The 15,604-nt window shown below is 66.8% G+C and carries 18 protein-coding genes; 8 read left to right on the top strand and 10 right to left on the bottom strand.

What is annotated here, in order from left to right:
• Window positions 1-119 precede the first annotated feature (119 nt).
• The 6 genes from H7J93_RS22525 to H7J93_RS22500 are packed head-to-tail and all read right to left on the bottom strand — an operon-like array spanning window position 120 to window position 4,203.
• Complete coding sequence (locus H7J93_RS22525) at window positions 120-533, bottom strand: hypothetical protein (protein ID WP_267308518.1); 414 nt, start codon at window positions 531-533, stop codon at window positions 120-122.
• A 9-nt stretch (window positions 534-542) separates the two neighbouring features.
• A complete protein-coding gene (locus H7J93_RS22520) occupies window positions 543-1,760 on the bottom strand; it encodes an O-succinylhomoserine sulfhydrylase (RefSeq protein WP_267308517.1) in 1,218 nt (405 codons plus the stop codon).
• A complete protein-coding gene (locus H7J93_RS22515; RefSeq protein WP_267308516.1) occupies window positions 1,757-2,170 on the bottom strand; it encodes a rhodanese-like domain-containing protein in 414 nt (137 codons plus the stop codon). Before H7J93_RS22515 ends, H7J93_RS22520 begins: the two co-directional genes overlap by 4 nt.
• Window positions 2,171-2,189: 19 nt before the next feature.
• Window positions 2,190-2,594: an Rv0361 family membrane protein gene (locus H7J93_RS22510; RefSeq protein WP_372508000.1), complete on the bottom strand. Its 405-nt coding sequence runs from the start codon at window positions 2,592-2,594 to the stop codon at window positions 2,190-2,192.
• Between the two features lie 42 nt (window positions 2,595-2,636).
• Window positions 2,637-3,857 carry a formate-dependent phosphoribosylglycinamide formyltransferase gene (purT, locus tag H7J93_RS22505; protein ID WP_267308515.1) on the bottom strand — a complete coding sequence of 407 codons (1,221 nt, stop codon included), beginning with the start codon at window positions 3,855-3,857 and terminating at the stop codon, window positions 2,637-2,639.
• Window positions 3,858-3,879: 22 nt separating this feature from the next.
• Window positions 3,880-4,203 (bottom strand): UBP-type zinc finger domain-containing protein, encoded by a 324-nt coding sequence (locus H7J93_RS22500; protein ID WP_267308514.1) that lies wholly within the window; start codon window positions 4,201-4,203, stop codon window positions 3,880-3,882.
• 42 nt (window positions 4,204-4,245) lie between these two features.
• On the opposite strand from H7J93_RS22500, the gene H7J93_RS22495 reads away from it, so the two are divergent.
• On the top strand, window positions 4,246-5,838 hold the full coding sequence (locus H7J93_RS22495; protein ID WP_267308513.1) for a Na+/H+ antiporter: 1,593 nt from the start codon (window positions 4,246-4,248) through the stop codon (window positions 5,836-5,838).
• On the opposite strand, the gene H7J93_RS22490 is transcribed toward H7J93_RS22495, so the two are convergent.
• Window positions 5,825-6,259 carry a MarR family winged helix-turn-helix transcriptional regulator gene (locus H7J93_RS22490; protein ID WP_267308525.1) on the bottom strand — a complete coding sequence of 145 codons (435 nt, stop codon included), beginning with the start codon at window positions 6,257-6,259 and terminating at the stop codon, window positions 5,825-5,827. The two genes, H7J93_RS22495 and H7J93_RS22490, sit on opposite strands and share 14 nt — an antisense overlap.
• A 108-nt stretch (window positions 6,260-6,367) precedes the next feature.
• Between H7J93_RS22490 and H7J93_RS22485 the strand changes: the two genes are divergently transcribed.
• The 4 genes from H7J93_RS22485 to H7J93_RS22470 are packed head-to-tail and all read left to right on the top strand — an operon-like array spanning window position 6,368 to window position 10,594.
• Window positions 6,368-8,422, top strand: a complete 2,055-nt coding sequence (locus H7J93_RS22485; RefSeq protein WP_267308512.1) for an MMPL family transporter — start codon at window positions 6,368-6,370, stop codon at window positions 8,420-8,422.
• Window positions 8,370-9,176, top strand: a complete 807-nt coding sequence (locus H7J93_RS22480; RefSeq protein WP_267308511.1) for an alpha/beta fold hydrolase — start codon at window positions 8,370-8,372, stop codon at window positions 9,174-9,176. Before H7J93_RS22485 ends, H7J93_RS22480 begins: the two co-directional genes overlap by 53 nt.
• A gap of 9 nt (window positions 9,177-9,185) precedes the next feature.
• On the top strand, window positions 9,186-10,403 hold the full coding sequence (locus tag H7J93_RS22475; RefSeq protein WP_267308510.1) for a cytochrome P450: 1,218 nt from the start codon (window positions 9,186-9,188) through the stop codon (window positions 10,401-10,403).
• Window positions 10,403-10,594 carry a ferredoxin gene (locus tag H7J93_RS22470; RefSeq protein ID WP_267308509.1) on the top strand — a complete coding sequence of 64 codons (192 nt, stop codon included), beginning with the start codon at window positions 10,403-10,405 and terminating at the stop codon, window positions 10,592-10,594. The genes H7J93_RS22475 and H7J93_RS22470 overlap by 1 nt, the downstream gene beginning before the upstream one ends.
• Here H7J93_RS22470 and H7J93_RS22465 read toward each other — a convergent pair.
• From H7J93_RS22465 to H7J93_RS22455, 3 genes are read right to left on the bottom strand one after another with little or no spacing between them, the layout of a single operon-like run.
• A complete protein-coding gene (locus H7J93_RS22465; RefSeq protein ID WP_267308508.1) occupies window positions 10,591-11,235 on the bottom strand; it encodes a hypothetical protein in 645 nt (214 codons plus the stop codon). The genes H7J93_RS22470 and H7J93_RS22465 overlap by 4 nt on opposite strands.
• Window positions 11,236-11,253: 18 nt before the next feature.
• Window positions 11,254-11,889 (bottom strand): PaaI family thioesterase, encoded by a 636-nt coding sequence (locus H7J93_RS22460; protein ID WP_267308507.1) that lies wholly within the window; start codon window positions 11,887-11,889, stop codon window positions 11,254-11,256.
• On the bottom strand, window positions 11,886-13,184 hold the full coding sequence (locus tag H7J93_RS22455) for an adenylosuccinate synthase (RefSeq protein ID WP_267308506.1): 1,299 nt from the start codon (window positions 13,182-13,184) through the stop codon (window positions 11,886-11,888). The genes H7J93_RS22460 and H7J93_RS22455 overlap by 4 nt, the downstream gene beginning before the upstream one ends.
• 126 nt (window positions 13,185-13,310) lie before the next feature.
• Here H7J93_RS22455 and H7J93_RS22450 point away from each other — a divergent pair, with 126 nt between their 5' ends.
• The 3 genes from H7J93_RS22450 to H7J93_RS22440 are packed head-to-tail and all read left to right on the top strand — an operon-like array spanning window position 13,311 to window position 15,594.
• Window positions 13,311-13,871, top strand: coding sequence for a peptidase M50 (locus tag H7J93_RS22450; protein WP_372508002.1), 561 nt, complete (start codon window positions 13,311-13,313; stop codon window positions 13,869-13,871).
• A complete protein-coding gene (locus H7J93_RS22445) occupies window positions 13,868-14,653 on the top strand; it encodes a site-2 protease family protein (protein WP_267308504.1) in 786 nt (261 codons plus the stop codon). Before H7J93_RS22450 ends, H7J93_RS22445 begins: the two co-directional genes overlap by 4 nt.
• Window positions 14,654-14,700: 47 nt before the next feature.
• Window positions 14,701-15,594 (top strand): cation diffusion facilitator family transporter, encoded by an 894-nt coding sequence (locus tag H7J93_RS22440; RefSeq protein ID WP_267308503.1) that lies wholly within the window; start codon window positions 14,701-14,703, stop codon window positions 15,592-15,594.
• The last annotated feature ends 10 nt before the right edge of the window (window positions 15,595-15,604 follow it).

Raw genomic sequence — 15,604 nt, 5'->3', positions numbered from 1 at the left:
ACCGCCTCGACCACGACACCAACTCAGAACGCTCATCCTCGGTCAAGCGCACAACCGGCGCAACAGGGTTCGGCACCCACCAAGTCTAACCGCTAAAGGTCAATTAATGACTCAGGACACTAGCCGAGCTGCGGCAGCGGGTTTCCGATTCGGTAGCCCTCGATCACGTCGAGATGCTCGAAGAGTTCGTCGAGCCCGAGCTGGTAGTCGTCGGAGGTGCCGACGAACACGACGTGCACGACGTCGGTGTCGTCCGGGGTCATGACGATCGTCGTGACGGGAACGACCTCCCCGTCGTCGGCCACCTCGGCTGTCGACGGGATGAAGTACCAGAGCGCCGACTCCTCATCGGAGAGCTCTTCGTCGAAAACCCAACCCCGCTCGGTGATTCGCTCGTCGAGACGTTCCAGGACGGCTGCCAACTCGATGTCGTGCGACATGGCGTCGAGCACCGGGTCCGGAATCCAGCGCGAATTCTGGGCCGCCTGCCGCTTCTTGCGGCGGGCCTGCTTCGCCTGGGACTTGCGCGACACCCGGGATACCTACGACAGCGCCTGGTCGAGATCGCCGATGAGGTCCTCGGTTCCCTCCAGCCCCACCGAGATTCGCACCACGCCGTCACCGAGTCCGATGGCCGCGCGGCCCTCCGGACCCATCGCGCGGTGTGTGGTGGTGGCCGGATGCGTGATCAACGACTTGGAGTCGCCGAGGTTGTTGGAGATGTCGACGATGCGCAGCTTGTCGAGGACCTCGAACGCACGCTCCTTGGTGCCGCCCTTGAGCTCGAACGTGACAACCGTTCCGCCCCCGGACATCTGGCGCTTCGCGAGGTCGTACTGCGGATGCGACTCCAGGTACGGGTAACGCACCCAGCTCACCGCGGGGTGGTTTTCGAGGAACTCCGCGATGCGGTGCGCAGAGGCGTTCTGGTGCTCCACCCGGATCGCCAGCGTCTCCAGACCCTTCAACAAAGTCCACGCATTGAACGGGCTCAGGGCCGGACCGGTGTGCCGCATCAGCTTCTGCACCGGTTCGTCGATGTACTGCTTGTCACCGAGGATGGCACCGCCGAGCACGCGACCCTGCCCGTCGATGTGCTTGGTGCCTGAATACACCACCACGTCGGCGCCGAGGGGCATGCCCTGCTGCAGTATCGGAGTGGCAAACACGTTGTCCAGGACCACTTTTGCGCCGGCGGCATGGGCGAGTTCGCATACTGCGGAGATGTCGACCAGCTGCTGCATGGGATTCGACGGTGTTTCGAAGAAGACGGCCTTCGTGGGGACCGAGAGGGCCTCTTCCCACTGCGACAGGTCGTCTCCGTCGACGAACACCGTCTCCACCCCCCAGCGCGGCAGGATCTCGTTGCACACCACGAAGCACGACCCGAACAGGCTGCGCGCCGCCACCAGCCGGTCACCGGCTGCGAGCAGCGCGCCCAACGAGGTGAACACCGCCGCCATCCCGGTCGCGGTGGCGAAGCATGCGGGCGCGCCTTCGATCAGCCGCAGCCGCTCCTCGAACATCGAGATCGTCGGGTTTCCGTAGCGGGAGTACACGTAGCGGTCGATGTCACCCGTGAAGGCCTTCTCCGCCTCGGCAGCTGAGGCGTACACGTACCCCGACGTCAGGTACATCGCCTCCGCGGTCTCCTCGAAGCCCGACCGCAGCAGGCCCCCGCGCACGCCGATGGTCGCCTGACTCACGCCATCAGGCAGTTGCGCAGGCTGGCGGACGGACGGCACCTCTGACTCGCTCATGACTGCTTCCACGGCAGGCCGACGGCTTTCCAACCGCTGCCCCCACGATGTTTGTGCTCGTCGAGATGTCCTTCGAACCCGTCGAGCACGTTGTATGACGGAGCGATACCGGCCTCGGTCGCGGCCTCGGCGGCCCCGATCGAGCGGTTGCCGGAACGGCAGAGGAACACCACTGGCCGCTCCCCGGGAGTGACACCGGCAGCCTTGAGTTCCTCGACGAAATTGTCGTTGTGCTTGCCGTCCGAACTGTTCCACTCGACATACACGACCTCGCGATCGAGGCTCGACAGGTCAGGCACACCGACGAACCGCCACTCGGCGTCGGTGCGACAGTCGACGAGCACGGCCTCGGGGTCATTGGTCAGCAGCTTCCATGCCTCCTCAGGCGTGATGTCTCCGGCATAGCTCACGGACGTGAGTCTCCCACAGCTAGCTGGGGACGGGTGTACAGACCTTCCAAGCCCCGTCCTCGCGTACGAACGTCGTTTCCACCTCCGTTTTGGCGTCCGGCGACTTGTCGAACGTGTAGGTCACCTTGGCCGTGGCGCGGTCGCCGTCGATCACCACATCCGTGACGTCGTCGATGCGCCGGGCACCTTGATTCTCCTTCGAATCACGTTGACCGGCAATCACTTCGGCCTCGGTGCCCTGCTGCTCCCGGCAGGTGGCACTGCAGAAATCGGCGTAATTCTCCTTCTGCAGCGCATCGTTCTGCGCAACCGCCGCACGGGCGACCTGCTGCTCTGGCGTCAGCTCGTCATCGGAGAGCAGATTCACCAATCCGATTGCGATCACGACGATCACAATGATTGCCAACGCGGCCAGGAACGGCATGGCGGTGGGCCGGTCGGACCCAGGCTCAGGCAGGGACACGGGTCACCAGAGCTTGCGCAGCGCCGCGGATACCCGGCGGGCCCGGTCCCTGGCGATGATCGGGTCGGGCGCCGTCGCCAGTGCCACACCGAGCCGACGCCGTGCCTCTGTCTCATCCGGCCGGCCGAACAGGCGGACATCGCTTTCCGCGACGGCGAGCGCCTCCGCCACGACGGCGCGCACGTCGGCGCCGCGGCTGTCGGTCGCGTCGGCGCCGGCGTAGCTGACCTCCGCGGCACCCGGCGAGATCATGATGGTGTCCACCGCCAACCCGAGGATCGCGCGCGCGTGCAGCTCGAACTGCGACAGCCGTTGTGAGCGCAGTGTCACCAAGCCGCTGTCGTACGGACGGGGCCGCACGTTGTCGAAGTAGACCTCGTCGCCGCGGACCAGGACCTCGACACCGAAGACTCCGCGTCCGCCCAGCGAATTGACGATCCGCGCGCCGATGGATTTCGCGGCGTCCAGCGCGGCGGGTGTCAGCTGCTGGGGCTGCCAGGACTCCAGCGAGTCGCCGCCCAGCTGGCGGTGGCCGATGGGCTCGCAGAAGTGCACCACGGGCCCGGTCGGCCCTACGGTGCGGATGGTCAGCAGCGTCACTTCGAAGTCGACCTCGACGACCGTCTCGGCCATCACCCGGTTATGCGGAATCCGGCCGGCGGCGATGGCGCGGTGCCAGGCCGGCTCGACGTCCTCGGAACGCACCAACACCGACTCACCTTCGCCCGGCGCCGCCGCGATCGGCTTCACCACCAGCGGGAAGCCGGCGTGGTTTGCGACGGCGGTCAGCTCGTCGACAGAGCTTGCGAACCAGAACGGAGCGGTGGGCAGACCGAGCTCGTCGGCCGCGAGCCGCCGCAGCCCTTCCCGATCGAGCGACAGCCGGGTACTGCGCGGGGTCGGGAACACCTCGATGTCGCCCCGCTCGGCAACCGCGATCAGCGCGTCGGCGGCGATCACGTTCGCCTCGGACACCACGTAGCGCGGCCGTTCCTTCTCGATCAGTGCGGTCACCGCGTCGGCGTCGTTCATCTTGACGACGGCGGTCCGATCGGCCACTCCTTGCGCAGGCGCATCGGCGTAGCGATCCACCGCGATGACGACCGCGCCGAGTCGCTGGAAGGCCAGGGTCAACTCCCGGCTCAATTCACCCGAGCCGAGCAGCATCACCGTCGGTTGCGAGGACTCGTCGGAGATCGTCGCGTCGTCCGTCGTTTCACTCATGGCGCGTCCAGCCTGCCAGACGTCAGCCGAGCCGGGCATCGATGTAGCACCACCGCCAGTTCTCGCCCGGCTCCACCGATCTCATGACGGGGTGGCCGGTCCTGGCGAAATGTTCACTGGCGTGCTGGTGCGGACTGGAATCGCAGCATCCGATGTGTCCACATGTGAGGCACATGCGCAGGTGTGCCCAGGTGTCCGTACCCTCCGCCTGGCAGTCCTCGCAATGTCCGGGCGTGTGCGGAGCCGGGTCGACGGCATCGACCGTGGCCGCGAGGTGTTCACACGTATCGGGGACCACGGACGATCTCGACGATCTCGCAGTGCGCGCACGTGATCTCCTCAGCATGCTGATCAAGGATACGGATCGCGACCTAGGAGGCTTTCCGACGTGGGTGCATCACTGCTCGCAGTTCTGGTGCTGTCGATCCTGCTGGCCGCAATCGCCCGCCACTTCGACGTCTCCGCCCCACTGGCTCTGGTCATCGCGGGTCTGGTCGCCAGCACTCTGCCCCTGTTGCATGACGTCGAGCTCGACCCCGAACTGGTGCTTTATGTCATCCTGCCCCCGCTGCTGTGGTCGGCGGGCAACGAAAGCAGCTATGTCGCGCTGCTAAAGAACCTCCGGCCGATCGGCCTTCTGGCGGTCGGGCTTCCGCTCGCGACGACCTTCGCGGTCGGGTTCGTCGCATACAAGACCGTCCCCGAGCTCACCATCGCGGCCGCACTGACCCTCGGAGCGATCGTGGCGCCGCCCGACGCGGTGTCGGCGACGGCGATCGGCAGGCGGCTGGGCCTACCGCGACGGATCATGACCCTGCTCGGCGGTGAAAGCCTGCTCAATGACGCGACGGCGCTGACCGCCTACAAGGTGGCACTCGCCGCGGCGGTCGGGACGGCGGCGACATGGGATTCCGCCGTCGACACCTTCGCGCTCGCCGCGGTCGGCGGCGTAGCGGCCGGCATGGGGTTCGGCGCCCTGATCGCCTACATCCGCTCCCGGCTCAACGATCCCGTGGTGGAGAGCGCGATCGGTCTGGTGGCACCGTTCGTCATCTTCTTCGTCGCGGAAATGATCCACGGTTCCGGGGTGATCGCTGTGGTGGTTGCCGCCCTGATCCTGGGCCAACGCTCGGCGCATGCGGGTTATGCGACCCGGCTGCAGGACTTCGCGCTGTGGCAGGCCGTTGTGCTGGTCCTCGAATCGTTCGCGTTCATGTTGATCGGGCTCCAACTTCCGGACGTGATCAGTGAGCTCGAGGGGATCCCCGCGTCGGTGCTGATCTGGTCGTCACTGGCGGTGTTCGCGACGGTGATAGGCGTCCGGATCGTGTGGGTCTTCCTGTTCGCCTACGTGCCGCCCCTGTTGTCCCGGCGCGTGAAGGAACGCGAATCGGCGCCGTCGCCGGCCCAGGTGTTCGTCGTGGCCTGGGCGGGGATGCGGGGTGTGGTGTCACTGGCCGCCGCCGCGGGTGTCCCGTTGGTGACACTGTCGGGCGAGGCGTTTCCCGGCCGGCCGCACCTCATTTTCCTCACGTTCGTCGTAGTCGTCGGCACACTTCTGCTGCATGGATTGACATTGCCCTGGGTGATCCGGGTGCTTGACGTACAGGGTGATGATCCGTATCGCGATCAGCTCGCCGTTGTGCGGGCTCAGGACCGTGCGGTGCGCGCCGCTTCCGACCGCCTTGACGAGCTGTTGGCGGAATCCCGGCAGACCGACGACGTTCCGGAGCGAGCGGCCGCGGTGCTGCGCGCCTGGAATACCCGGCGGCTCAACAGCGCGTGGGAACAGCTCGGCCGTGATGACGAGGAGATCGGGGAAAGCCCCACCGCCGCGTTTCGGCGACTGCGACTGGAAATGCTTGCCGCCGAACGCAAAACGTTCATCGAGGAACGCGACGCCGGCCACATCGGCGACGAGGCGCTGCGCTCGTTGCTGCGCGGACTCGACCTCGAGGAGGCCACGCTCAACCGGAAGTAGCGTCGAGCTGGCTGCGGAACTGCGACATCGCGTCGATGAGTGCGGTGAAGGTGCGGTGTGCGGCCCGCAACTCGTCATCGGACAGCCCGGCCAGGGCCAGGTGAGTCTGTTCGGCCAACGGTGTGAAAAAGCTACGCGCGACGGCCATTCCGTGATCGGCGACACGCAGGATCACCTTGCGTCGGTCGCTGGGGTCGGACTCGCGTCGCACATGGTCGGACGCGATCATCCGCTCGACAAGGTAGGTGATCGCCGCGCCCGACATGCCCATCTGTTTCCGCAGTTCACCCGCGGTCAACGGGGTTCCCGCGGACTCGGCGACCATGACGTGCAGTAGGGCGCGAAAGTCGTTGGCCGCGACATCGTGTCGGCCCGCGAAGTGCCTGCCGATCTGATCGGACTCGGCGTTCATCGCCCGCATGTCGGCCGCGATCGTCGACTCCAGGGTTTCGCGGTCTCCGGGCACGGGTAGAGCATAAGGCGCGAAGTTTCATTTGGTTAAAATTTAAGTATCTGAAATATTGGAGTCATGTCGAAGCGCCTCTCCTGGGTTCTGGCACTGGTGGTCGTCGCCGTGTCCGGTGCGCTGATGGGGCTGCTGGGTGGCGACGAATCGAGCCAGCGTTCCCCCGTTCCAGTTCCCGATACCGCCGAATCCGCACGTGCCGACGCCGTCCGTGCCCAGTTCCCCGGCGGTGACGAGGTGCCCGCGATCATCGTGATCACCCGCGACGACGGCGCAGAGCTTGCCCCTTCCGACCTGGCCGCGATCGAGCAGAAATGGCGCACGCAGGTCTCCGCCGACGGTAAGGCCGCGCTGACGGTGGTGCCCCTGGACGCGAATCTGTCCGGGTTCGCCCTCACCGACGCGGTGATGGACCTTCGTAAATCCGCCGCCGAGGGGTTGCCCGCCGATCTGCGCACGGAGGTCACCGGCGGGCCCGCGTTCGGCGCCGACATCGCGAACTCGTTCTCGGGGGCCAACATCACGCTGCTCGCGGTCACCGCCGCCGTGGTGGCGCTGTTGCTGATCGCCACGTACCGATCCCCCGTGTTGTGGCTGGTGCCGCTGGCGGTCATCGGCTTCGCCGACCGGGTCGCCGCGGTGCTCGGTACCGCCGTCGCCAGCGGGCTCGGACTCAACCCCGACGGCTCGACATCCGGTATCACCAGCGTGCTGGTGTTCGGTGCGGGGACCAACTACGCCCTGCTGTTGATCTCGCGATATCGGGAGGAGTTGGGCCGCAACGGCATTGGCGAAGACCCACGCGAAGCGCTCAATCTCGCCGTGCGGCGGGCGGGCCCGGCGATACTGGCGAGCAACGCGACGGTGGTGCTCGCGCTGCTGACGCTGCTGTTCGCGTCGTCGCCGAGCGTGCGCAGCCTCGGTGTGCAGGCCGCATCGGGGTTGGTGGTCGCCGCGGTGTTCGTCCTGCTGGTCCTGCCCCCGCTGCTGGCACTGTTCGGCAAGCGCTTGTTCTGGCCGTTCATCCCCCAGGTCGGCGCGAAACCCCTTACCGACAGCGGAGTGTGGCATCGCATCGCCGCGGCGGTGGCGAAGCGACCGGGCCGCGTCGCAGTCGTATCGATCGCAGGCCTTGCGCTGTTGTGCACCGGCCTGCTGACCACACCGATCGGTCTCTCGCAGACCGAACAGTTCCGGGTACAAGCCGAATCTGTCAGCGGATACGAAACCCTGTCCGCGCATTTCCCCGGCGGTCTCACCGACCCCACCCGCGTCATCGCGCCGACGAACAGGGCCGCGGAGATCCAGACGGCCATCACCGACACCGCAGGCGTGGTGTCGGCGACTCCTGCGGGGCAGAGTCCCGACGGACTGTCGCAATGGTCTGTCGTCCTCGACGCCGAGCCAGCGTCTGACAAGGCGTTCGAAATCATTGATGCCCTGCGGGTTTCGGTTCATTCGGTCGACCAGGACGCGTTGGTCGGCGGGTCCGACGCATCGGCGCGCGATGCGGGCGCCGCGGCCGAACACGACCGGCTGGTCGTCATTCCCGCGATCCTGGTCGTGGTGCTGGCGGTGCTCTACGTGCTGCTCCGCTCTGCGCTCGCACCGGTGATCCTGGTGGCGGTGACGGTGCTGAGCGCGCTGGCTGCGTTGGGACTGGGCGGCTGGGCCAGCGTGCACCTGTTCGGTTTCCCGGCGCTGGACAACACCGCACCGCTGTTCGCGTTCCTGTTCCTGGTGGCGCTCGGGGTGGACTACACGATCTTCCTGGTCACCCGCGCCCGCGAGGAGACTCCCGAACACGGCGCCCGCGACGGCATCATCCGCGCGGTGTCGGCGACCGGTGCCGTCATCACCAGTGCCGGCATCGTGCTGGCCGCGGTGTTCTGCGTACTCGGCGTGCTGCCGCTGATCGTGCTCACCCAGGTGGGCATCATCGTCGGCCTCGGCATCCTGCTGGACACGTTCGTCGTGCGGACGGTGATCATCCCGGCACTGTTCACGCTCATCGGTCCGGTGATCTGGTGGCCCGCTCTAAGGAGCGAGGACTACCGTGCACGCAATGCAGTCTCAGGCGGTCGACACCGCGCTCGGACAGGTGCGGATCCGGACTAGCGGAACCGGCGAGGCCATGATGTTCTGGCCGAGCCTGCTGATGACCGGTGACATGTGGTTGGCGCAGGCCGACCACTTCAGCGGATCGCACCAGGTCATCCTGGTCGATCCGCCCGGCCACGGAGGCAGCCAGAAGCTTTCTGCGCCATTCACTTTCGACGACTGCGCCCGCGTGATCGTCGATATCCTCGACAGCCTCGGATTGCAGCGCACCCACTTCATCGGCAACTCGTGGGGCGGCATGATCGGCGGCACGTTCGCCGCCACCTATCCCGACCGCATCGGCCGCGCCGTGCTGATGAACTGCACCGCGTCCGCCGCAGGAACCCGGCAGAAGGTCGAGTACGGAGCGCTGCTGCGCCTCGCCAAGCTGCTTGGCGGGATCCGTGGCCCGCTGACGCGGTCGGTGCTCAACGCGTTCGTCGGACCGACCACCTTCGCCACCCGCCCCGACGTCGTCGCGTTCGTGAGGAACGCTGTCAAGAACGTCGACATCGCGTCATGTTCATGGGCGGTGCGCAGCGTCGTGCCTGCCCGGCCCGACCAGCGTTCGCTGTTCGCGAACATCTCCGCGCCCGTTCTCGTGGTGGCTGGTGCCGAGGACGCGACGTTTCCGCTGCCGGAGACGACCGCAATGGCCGAGGCCATCCCGGGTGCGCAGCTCGTGGTGCTCGACGGAGTCGCACATCTCGCCGGGCTGGAGAATCCGCCTCTGGTCGCCAAGCTCATCGAGGAGTTCGTCGGACGCGGGTAGCTTCGAAAGATGACCGGCGCCTCCGGAACACAAGCCCCGCAGTTGCCGCTGCACATGCGGCGCAACGCGTTCGACCCGACCCCGGAGCTGCGGGAGATCCGGGAGACCGACGGGGTCCGCACCGCCACCAACTCGTTCGGTATGACCGTCTACCTCGTCACCCGGTACGAAGACGTCAAAGCCGTGCTGTCGGACCACGAGCGGTTCTCCAACGGCCGCCCACCGGGGTTCGTCCTGCCCGGAGCTCCCGCACTGACCGAGGAGGAGCAGGCGAGCGCGCGGGCCGGCAATCTGCTCGGGCTCGACCCGCCCGAGCATCAGCGGTTGCGTCGCATGCTGACTCCCGAATTCACCATCCGCCGGATCAAGCGGTTGGAACCACGCATCGTCGAGATCGTCGATCAGCACCTCGACGCGATGGAAAGTGCCGGGCCGCCGGTCGATCTGGTGGAGAGCTTCGCGTTGCCGATCCCGTCGCTGGTCATCTGCGAGTTACTCGGGGTGCCCTACGACGACCGCGACGACTTCCAGCGCCGCAGCGCACGACAGCTGGACCTGTCGGCGCCGATCGCCGAACGCATGGACCTGCAGCGGCAGGGTCGTGCCTACATGGCATCGCTGGTCGAACGCGCGCGCAGGCATCCCGGCGATGACATCCTCGGAATGCTGGTCCGCGAGCACGGTGTCGAATGCACCGACGACGACCTCATCGGCATCGCCGGGCTCCTGCTACTCGCCGGGCATGAGACCACGTCGAACATGCTCGGCCTCGGCACCCTTGCGCTGCTGCGGCACCCCGATCAGCTCGCGGCGGTCCGCGACGATCCCGACGCCGTCGGGCCGGCTGTCGAGGAGTTGATGCGCTGGCTGTCGATCGTGCACAGCGCCATTCCGCGGATCACCACGACCGAGGTCGAGGTCGCAGGCGTACGGATTCCGGCGGGTGAGTTGGTGTTCGTGTCGCTGCCTGCCGGCAACCGAGATCCGGACTTCATCGACTCGCCGGAGCTACTCGACATCAAACGCGGCGCGGCGGGACACCTGGGGTTCGGCCACGGTGTGCACCATTGCCTCGGCGCCCCGCTGGCGCGCATGGAGATGCGGATCGCGTTTCCCGCGCTGCTGCGCCGCTTCCCGACACTGGCGCTCGCCGAGGATTTCGACGACATCCAGTTCAGGTCCTTCCATTTCATCTACGGCCTTCGGTCATTGGCGGTGACTTGGTGATGAGAGTGCAAGCCGATCGCGACGTGTGCATTCAGGCGGGCAACTGCGTCATGGCTGCCGACGCGGTGTTCGATCAGGACGACGACGGCATCGTGGTGGTACTCGTCGACGAGATACCCGACGACCAGCTGGACCATGCTCGTGAGGCCGTAAAGCTCTGCCCCTCACAGGCTTTGCGGTTGATCGACTAGCGGCCATCGCGTTCGAGGTCGATGACGCCCGCCCGTGACAACAGCAGCAGGCTGACCACCAGTACCCAGATCGGAAACGCCAGCGTCAGCCACATCGTGATCTCACTGGCGAGTATGAGTACGACGGCCACCGCGTACGTCACTCCGACCAACCACTTCGGCATCAGTCCCGTCTTCAACCAGATCGTGGCCAGCGAGATCATGAACACCGCGGCCATCCGCAGCGCATAGGTCTTGCTCAGCGCCAACAGCAGCCAGCGCCCGAAGTCGGCGGCCTCAGCACCGCTGTGGGTCAGCGCTGTCCCCACGGCCGACGAGACGAAGACCATTGCCAGGAACAGCAATCCGCTGCCGATGAAGACCGACGAGAAGAACTTGTCCTCATATCCGCCGAAGCCGTCGCGTACGACACCGATGAACCACAGGAACGCGATGCCCGCGAACGGCATCAACAGCGACGCGATCCTGATGCTGTGGTCGGTTTGGGTCCACTGCGAGCCGGCGGCGGCGTCCTCGGGGAGAGAGATGCGGATCAGGACGAGCGCCGTACCGAACAACAGCGCGAACAACACCCCCGCCACCGCGGCCGCCCGCGGCGTCGACAGATTACGAAAGTGGCGATTGACCGGATCCGAAGTCACCCGGCCATGGTGGCATCTCTACGGCTGGCCGGGGAGCAATCGGATCATCAGCCCGTGTGCCTCCGCCAGGAGCGTGCCGTCATGGTTATGCAGTTCGGCGTTGACGAAGGCCTTGCGCCCCTCGGCTTCCCGCAGCCAGCCTCGTGCCACCAGCGGGGTGTCGATCGGTGTCACGTTGCGGTAGTCCACATGCAGGAATGCGGTGCGGCTGATCGGCCGGCCTGCGGCGTGGATCACCATGCCGAACACCGAGTCGAACAGCAGTGGCAGCACGCCGCCGTGGACGGCGTAGTTGCCGCCGACGTGGAAGCGGCTGAACTGCACCTTGAGCTCGACCCCGTTCGGGTTCAGCTGCACATCTCGGTACGGCGGCATCAGCAGGCTGCCCGCCCCGGGCAGCGACGGCACGCGGTTGGCCGGACCGACACCCTCCGGTGCTTCGAACGGGTCCAGCAACTTGACCAGTTCCTCGGCACGGTCGGCGGCCTGTTCCCAGGTGTCGGTGTCGGGGTCGGCGGAAATCGCCAGGTCCTGCGCGCGCCGCATCGCCGCTAGGAAACGACCGAATCCCGGCCCGGGGTCGGCGGGCTTGTAGTCGGGAAACCCGCCGTGTTTGTCGTATTCCGGGTCGACGAGATGCGGATCGTCGGTCACGTACTGGCCGCCAGGATGTCGCGGCGCACGATGGTCTGCTCCCGGCCGGGACCCACCCCGATGCATGAAACGTGGGCTCCGGCAAGCTCTTCCAGCCGCAACACATAATCACGAGCCTTGGCAGGCAGGTCGTCGAACTCACGTGCGTCGGAAATGTCCTCCCACCAGCCCGGCAATTCCTCGTAGATGGGCTCCGCGCGGTGCAGGTCGGACTGGGTCATCGGCATGTCGTCAACACGTTTCCCGTCGACGGTGTAGCCGACGCAGACCGGCACGGTCTCCAGGCTGGACAGCACGTCCAGCTTGGTGAGGAAGTAGTCGGTGATGCCATTGACCCGAGTCGCGTAGCGCGCGATGACGGCGTCGAACCATCCGCAGCGGCGACGTCGTCCGGTCGTCACGCCGAACTCGCCGCCCGTCTTCGACAGGTACTCGCCGTGTTCGTCGAACAGCTCCGTGGGGAACGGACCCGAGCCGACACGGGTGGTGTAGGCCTTGAGGATCCCGAGGACGGTGGTGATGCGGGTGGGTCCGATGCCCGACCCGACCGCGGCACCGCCCGCCGTCGGATTCGACGACGTCACAAAGGGATACGTGCCGTGGTCGACGTCGAGCAGGGTGCCCTGGGAACCTTCCAGCAGCACCGTTTCGCCCTTTTCGAGCGCGGTGTTGAGCAGGTAGCGCGCGTCGGCGATGCGGTGCTTGAACCCCTCCGCCTGCGTCAGCAGGTTCTCGACCACCTCGTCGGGATCGAGCGCCTTGCGGTTGTAGATCTTGACCAGCACCTGGTTCTTGAATTCCAGTGCGCCTTGGATCTTTTCGGCCAGCTGACCCTCGTCGAGCACGTCGGCCACCCGGATACCGATGCGGGCGATCTTGTCCTGATAGCACGGGCCGATGCCGCGGCCGGTGGTGCCGATCTTCTTGCTGCCCGCGTATCGCTCGACGACCTTGTCGATCGCGACGTGATACGGCATCAGCAGATGGGCGTCGGCCGAGATCAGCAGCCGCTCCGTGTCCACCCCGCGTTCCTCGAGACCCTTGAGCTCGGTGAGCAGCACACCCGGATCCACGACGACGCCGTTGCCGATGACGTTCGTGACGCCGGGCGTGAGGATGCCCGACGGGATCAGGTGAAGGGCGAAGTTCTCGCCCGATGGAAGGACCACGGTGTGGCCGGCGTTGTTGCCGCCCTGATAGCGCACAACCCACTGCACGCGGCCGCCGAGTAGATCGGTGGCCTTTCCTTTGCCCTCGTCACCCCATTGAGCTCCGATGAGCACGATTGCCGGCATGGCATATTCTCCCGCTTGATCTGGCCAAAGTTGAGCCCAGCCGGTGACCCACCCTATCCCAGCTGACCCCGAGGAGCCGCCTTGACCGCAGCTGACGTTGTGGTGTTGCTGGTCGGCGGGCGAAGGATGCCCCGCCCACTGCGTGACCTGCCCACGATCGCGGCGGATGCGGTGACCGAATGCCGTCGCGTCATCGTGGTGGGTTCGCACGCCGATCTGGCTGCCGTGCTGACGACGTTGCTGCGGGCCGACCGGCTGGACGTGGAGGTTGCCCACGTGCGGTGGTGGTGGCAGGCGCGCGGCGCCCGCACCGGCGTCGCGCAGCGGATTCCGCTGATCAGAGACGAAACCGGGGCGGTGATCACCAAGGCTGCGCACTGGCTGCCGCCCGGCGAAGAGGCGACGACGATCCGCGGTGAGGCCGTCGTCGACGACGCCGTGCTGTTTCACGGCGAGGCGACCGGCGTGCGGATCGAGCCGACCGCGAGCATGCCAGGCCTGCGGGCGACAGCGCTGTCACCGCGGATGCGCCCGAAGCGCTGGGTCGCGGGCCGGGCCGCCCAGCTGGGCACCACCTCGGCGCTCGTGGTCCGCGACGGAGTGCCTGCGCTGCGGCCGGTTCGGCGGTCGGCGTTCTACCGGCACACAACGGGCTGGCTGCGCGTGAGCGGTACTTTCGTGAGGTGAACGTCCGTCCGCTGCACCCTCGGGCATCGGTGCGACCCAGCCCGGTCTTCCTGGCGATCGTCGCTTTGACCGCCGTGGGCGGTGCGCTGGCCTGGGTGTCGGCTTCTGAGCGCACACCGCTGGCCTACGCCGGGGTCTTCATCTTCGTCATCGCGGGCTGGATCGTGTCGCTGAGCCTGCACGAGTTCGGGCATGCGTTCACGGCGTGGCGCTACGGCGACCACGACATCGCGGTGCGCGGCTATCTCACGCTCAACCCGTTCAAATACGCCAACCCTCTGCTGTCGCTCGGCTTCCCCGTGCTGATCACCCTGCTCGGCGGCATCGGCCTGCCCGGCGGTGCGGTGTGGGTGCGGACGTCGTTCATGACGGTGCGGCAGAAGTCGATCGTCAGTCTCGCCGGACCGGCGATGAACGTGCTGCTTGCCGTGGTGCTGCTGGTTGTCGCCCGGCTGTTCTACGACCCGGCGCACCTGGTGTTCTGGGGCGCCGTGGCGTTCCTCGGATTCCTGCAGATCACCGGTGCGGTGCTCAACCTGCTGCCGATCCCGGGTCTGGACGGCTACGGCGCACTGGAACCGCACCTGAGCCCGGAGACCCAGCGCGCAGTCGAGCCGGCCAAGTCGTGGGCGTTCTTCGTGTTCCTGTTGCTGCTGATCGCCACGCCGCTGAGCCAGTACTTCTTCGCGGTCGTCGGTTGGTTCTACGACCTGTCCGGGGTGAACAGCGGGTTGATCGGCGTCGGCTTCAACCTGACCCGGTTCTGGTCGGCCTGGTTCTGAGCAGGAGACCCTTGCGACATATGCGTGCTTACGCATAGATTGCCCCCATGGGTGCTGGCCACGATCACGGCCCGCGGGATGCCCGGGTCAGCCGGATGGTCATCGCTGCGGCGATCCTGACGGCGTTCTTCATCGTCGAACTGACGACGGCACTGTTGATCAACTCGATCGCACTGCTGGCCGACGCCGGCCACATGCTGACGGACCTCGTCGCCATGTTCATGGGTCTGACCGCGGTGCTGCTCGCCCGGCACGGCAGCGCGTCACCGTCGCGCACCTACGGCTGGCATCGCGCCGAGGTGTTCACCGCCGTCGCCAACGCGGTGCTGCTGTTGGGGGTCGCGGCGTTCATCCTGTACGAGGCCTTCGAACGACTCGGCAGTGCACCCGAGATCCCGGGCGTCCCGATGATCATCGTGGCGGTGGCCGGGCTGATCGCCAACGCCGTCGTCGTGCTCCTGCTGCGGTCGCACTCCGAGAGCAGCCTCGCCGTCAAGGGCGCGTACATGGAGGTCGTCGCCGACACGGTCGGCAGCATTGGGGTGTTGATCGCCGGCATCGTGACGGTGACGACGGGGTGGCCCTATGCCGACGTCGTGGTCGCGGTCTTCGTCGCGCTGTGGGTGCTGCCGCGCGCCATCACGCTGGCCCGCGCGGCGTTGCGGATCCTGTCCGAGACGTCACCTGCGCACATCGACGTCGACGAGCTTCGCAGTGCGCTGTGCGCGGTCGACGGCGTGACCGAGGTCCACGACCTGCACGTGTGGACCCTGGTACCCGGTAAGGACATGGTGACCGCGCACCTGACCAGCGAGCGGGATGCCGCGCTGGTGCTCGACGACGCGCGCGCAGTGCTCACGGCGCGCGGCCTGGACCATGCCACGGTTCAGGTCGAACCGCCGGCGGGCGCCGCCGACTGCAAGTGCGAGGCGGAGTCCTGACCTTCCGCGG

Source organism: Mycobacterium barrassiae (assembly GCF_025822765.1).
GTDB classification, from domain to species: domain Bacteria; phylum Actinomycetota; class Actinomycetes; order Mycobacteriales; family Mycobacteriaceae; genus Mycobacterium; species Mycobacterium barrassiae.
This window is presented reverse-complemented; position numbering and strand designations above follow the sequence as displayed.

What these genes read in the sequence shown, in the direction of transcription:
- H7J93_RS22470 (WP_267308509.1), top strand. Translation starts at nt 10,403, where the DNA reads ATGAGAGTGCAAGCCGATCGCGACGTGTGCATTCAGGCGGGCAACTGC.
- H7J93_RS22485 (WP_267308512.1), top strand. Translation starts at nt 6,368, where the DNA reads ATGTCGAAGCGCCTCTCCTGGGTTCTGGCACTGGTGGTCGTCGCCGTG.
- H7J93_RS22500 (WP_267308514.1), bottom strand. Translation starts at nt 4,203, where the DNA reads ATGCTGAGGAGATCACGTGCGCGCACTGCGAGATCGTCGAGATCGTCC.
- purT (WP_267308515.1), bottom strand. Translation starts at nt 3,857, where the DNA reads ATGAGTGAAACGACGGACGACGCGACGATCTCCGACGAGTCCTCGCAA.
- H7J93_RS22510 (WP_372508000.1), bottom strand. Translation starts at nt 2,594, where the DNA reads ATGCCGTTCCTGGCCGCGTTGGCAATCATTGTGATCGTCGTGATCGCA.
- H7J93_RS22480 (WP_267308511.1), top strand. Translation starts at nt 8,370, where the DNA reads ATGCAGTCTCAGGCGGTCGACACCGCGCTCGGACAGGTGCGGATCCGG.
- H7J93_RS22475 (WP_267308510.1), top strand. Translation starts at nt 9,186, where the DNA reads ATGACCGGCGCCTCCGGAACACAAGCCCCGCAGTTGCCGCTGCACATG.
- H7J93_RS22520 (WP_267308517.1), bottom strand. Translation starts at nt 1,760, where the DNA reads ATGAGCGAGTCAGAGGTGCCGTCCGTCCGCCAGCCTGCGCAACTGCCT.
- H7J93_RS22490 (WP_267308525.1), bottom strand. Translation starts at nt 6,259, where the DNA reads ATGCGGGCGATGAACGCCGAGTCCGATCAGATCGGCAGGCACTTCGCG.
- H7J93_RS22455 (WP_267308506.1), bottom strand. Translation starts at nt 13,184, where the DNA reads ATGCCGGCAATCGTGCTCATCGGAGCTCAATGGGGTGACGAGGGCAAA.
- H7J93_RS22450 (WP_372508002.1), top strand. Translation starts at nt 13,311, where the DNA reads ATGCCCCGCCCACTGCGTGACCTGCCCACGATCGCGGCGGATGCGGTG.
- H7J93_RS22440 (WP_267308503.1), top strand. Translation starts at nt 14,701, where the DNA reads ATGGGTGCTGGCCACGATCACGGCCCGCGGGATGCCCGGGTCAGCCGG.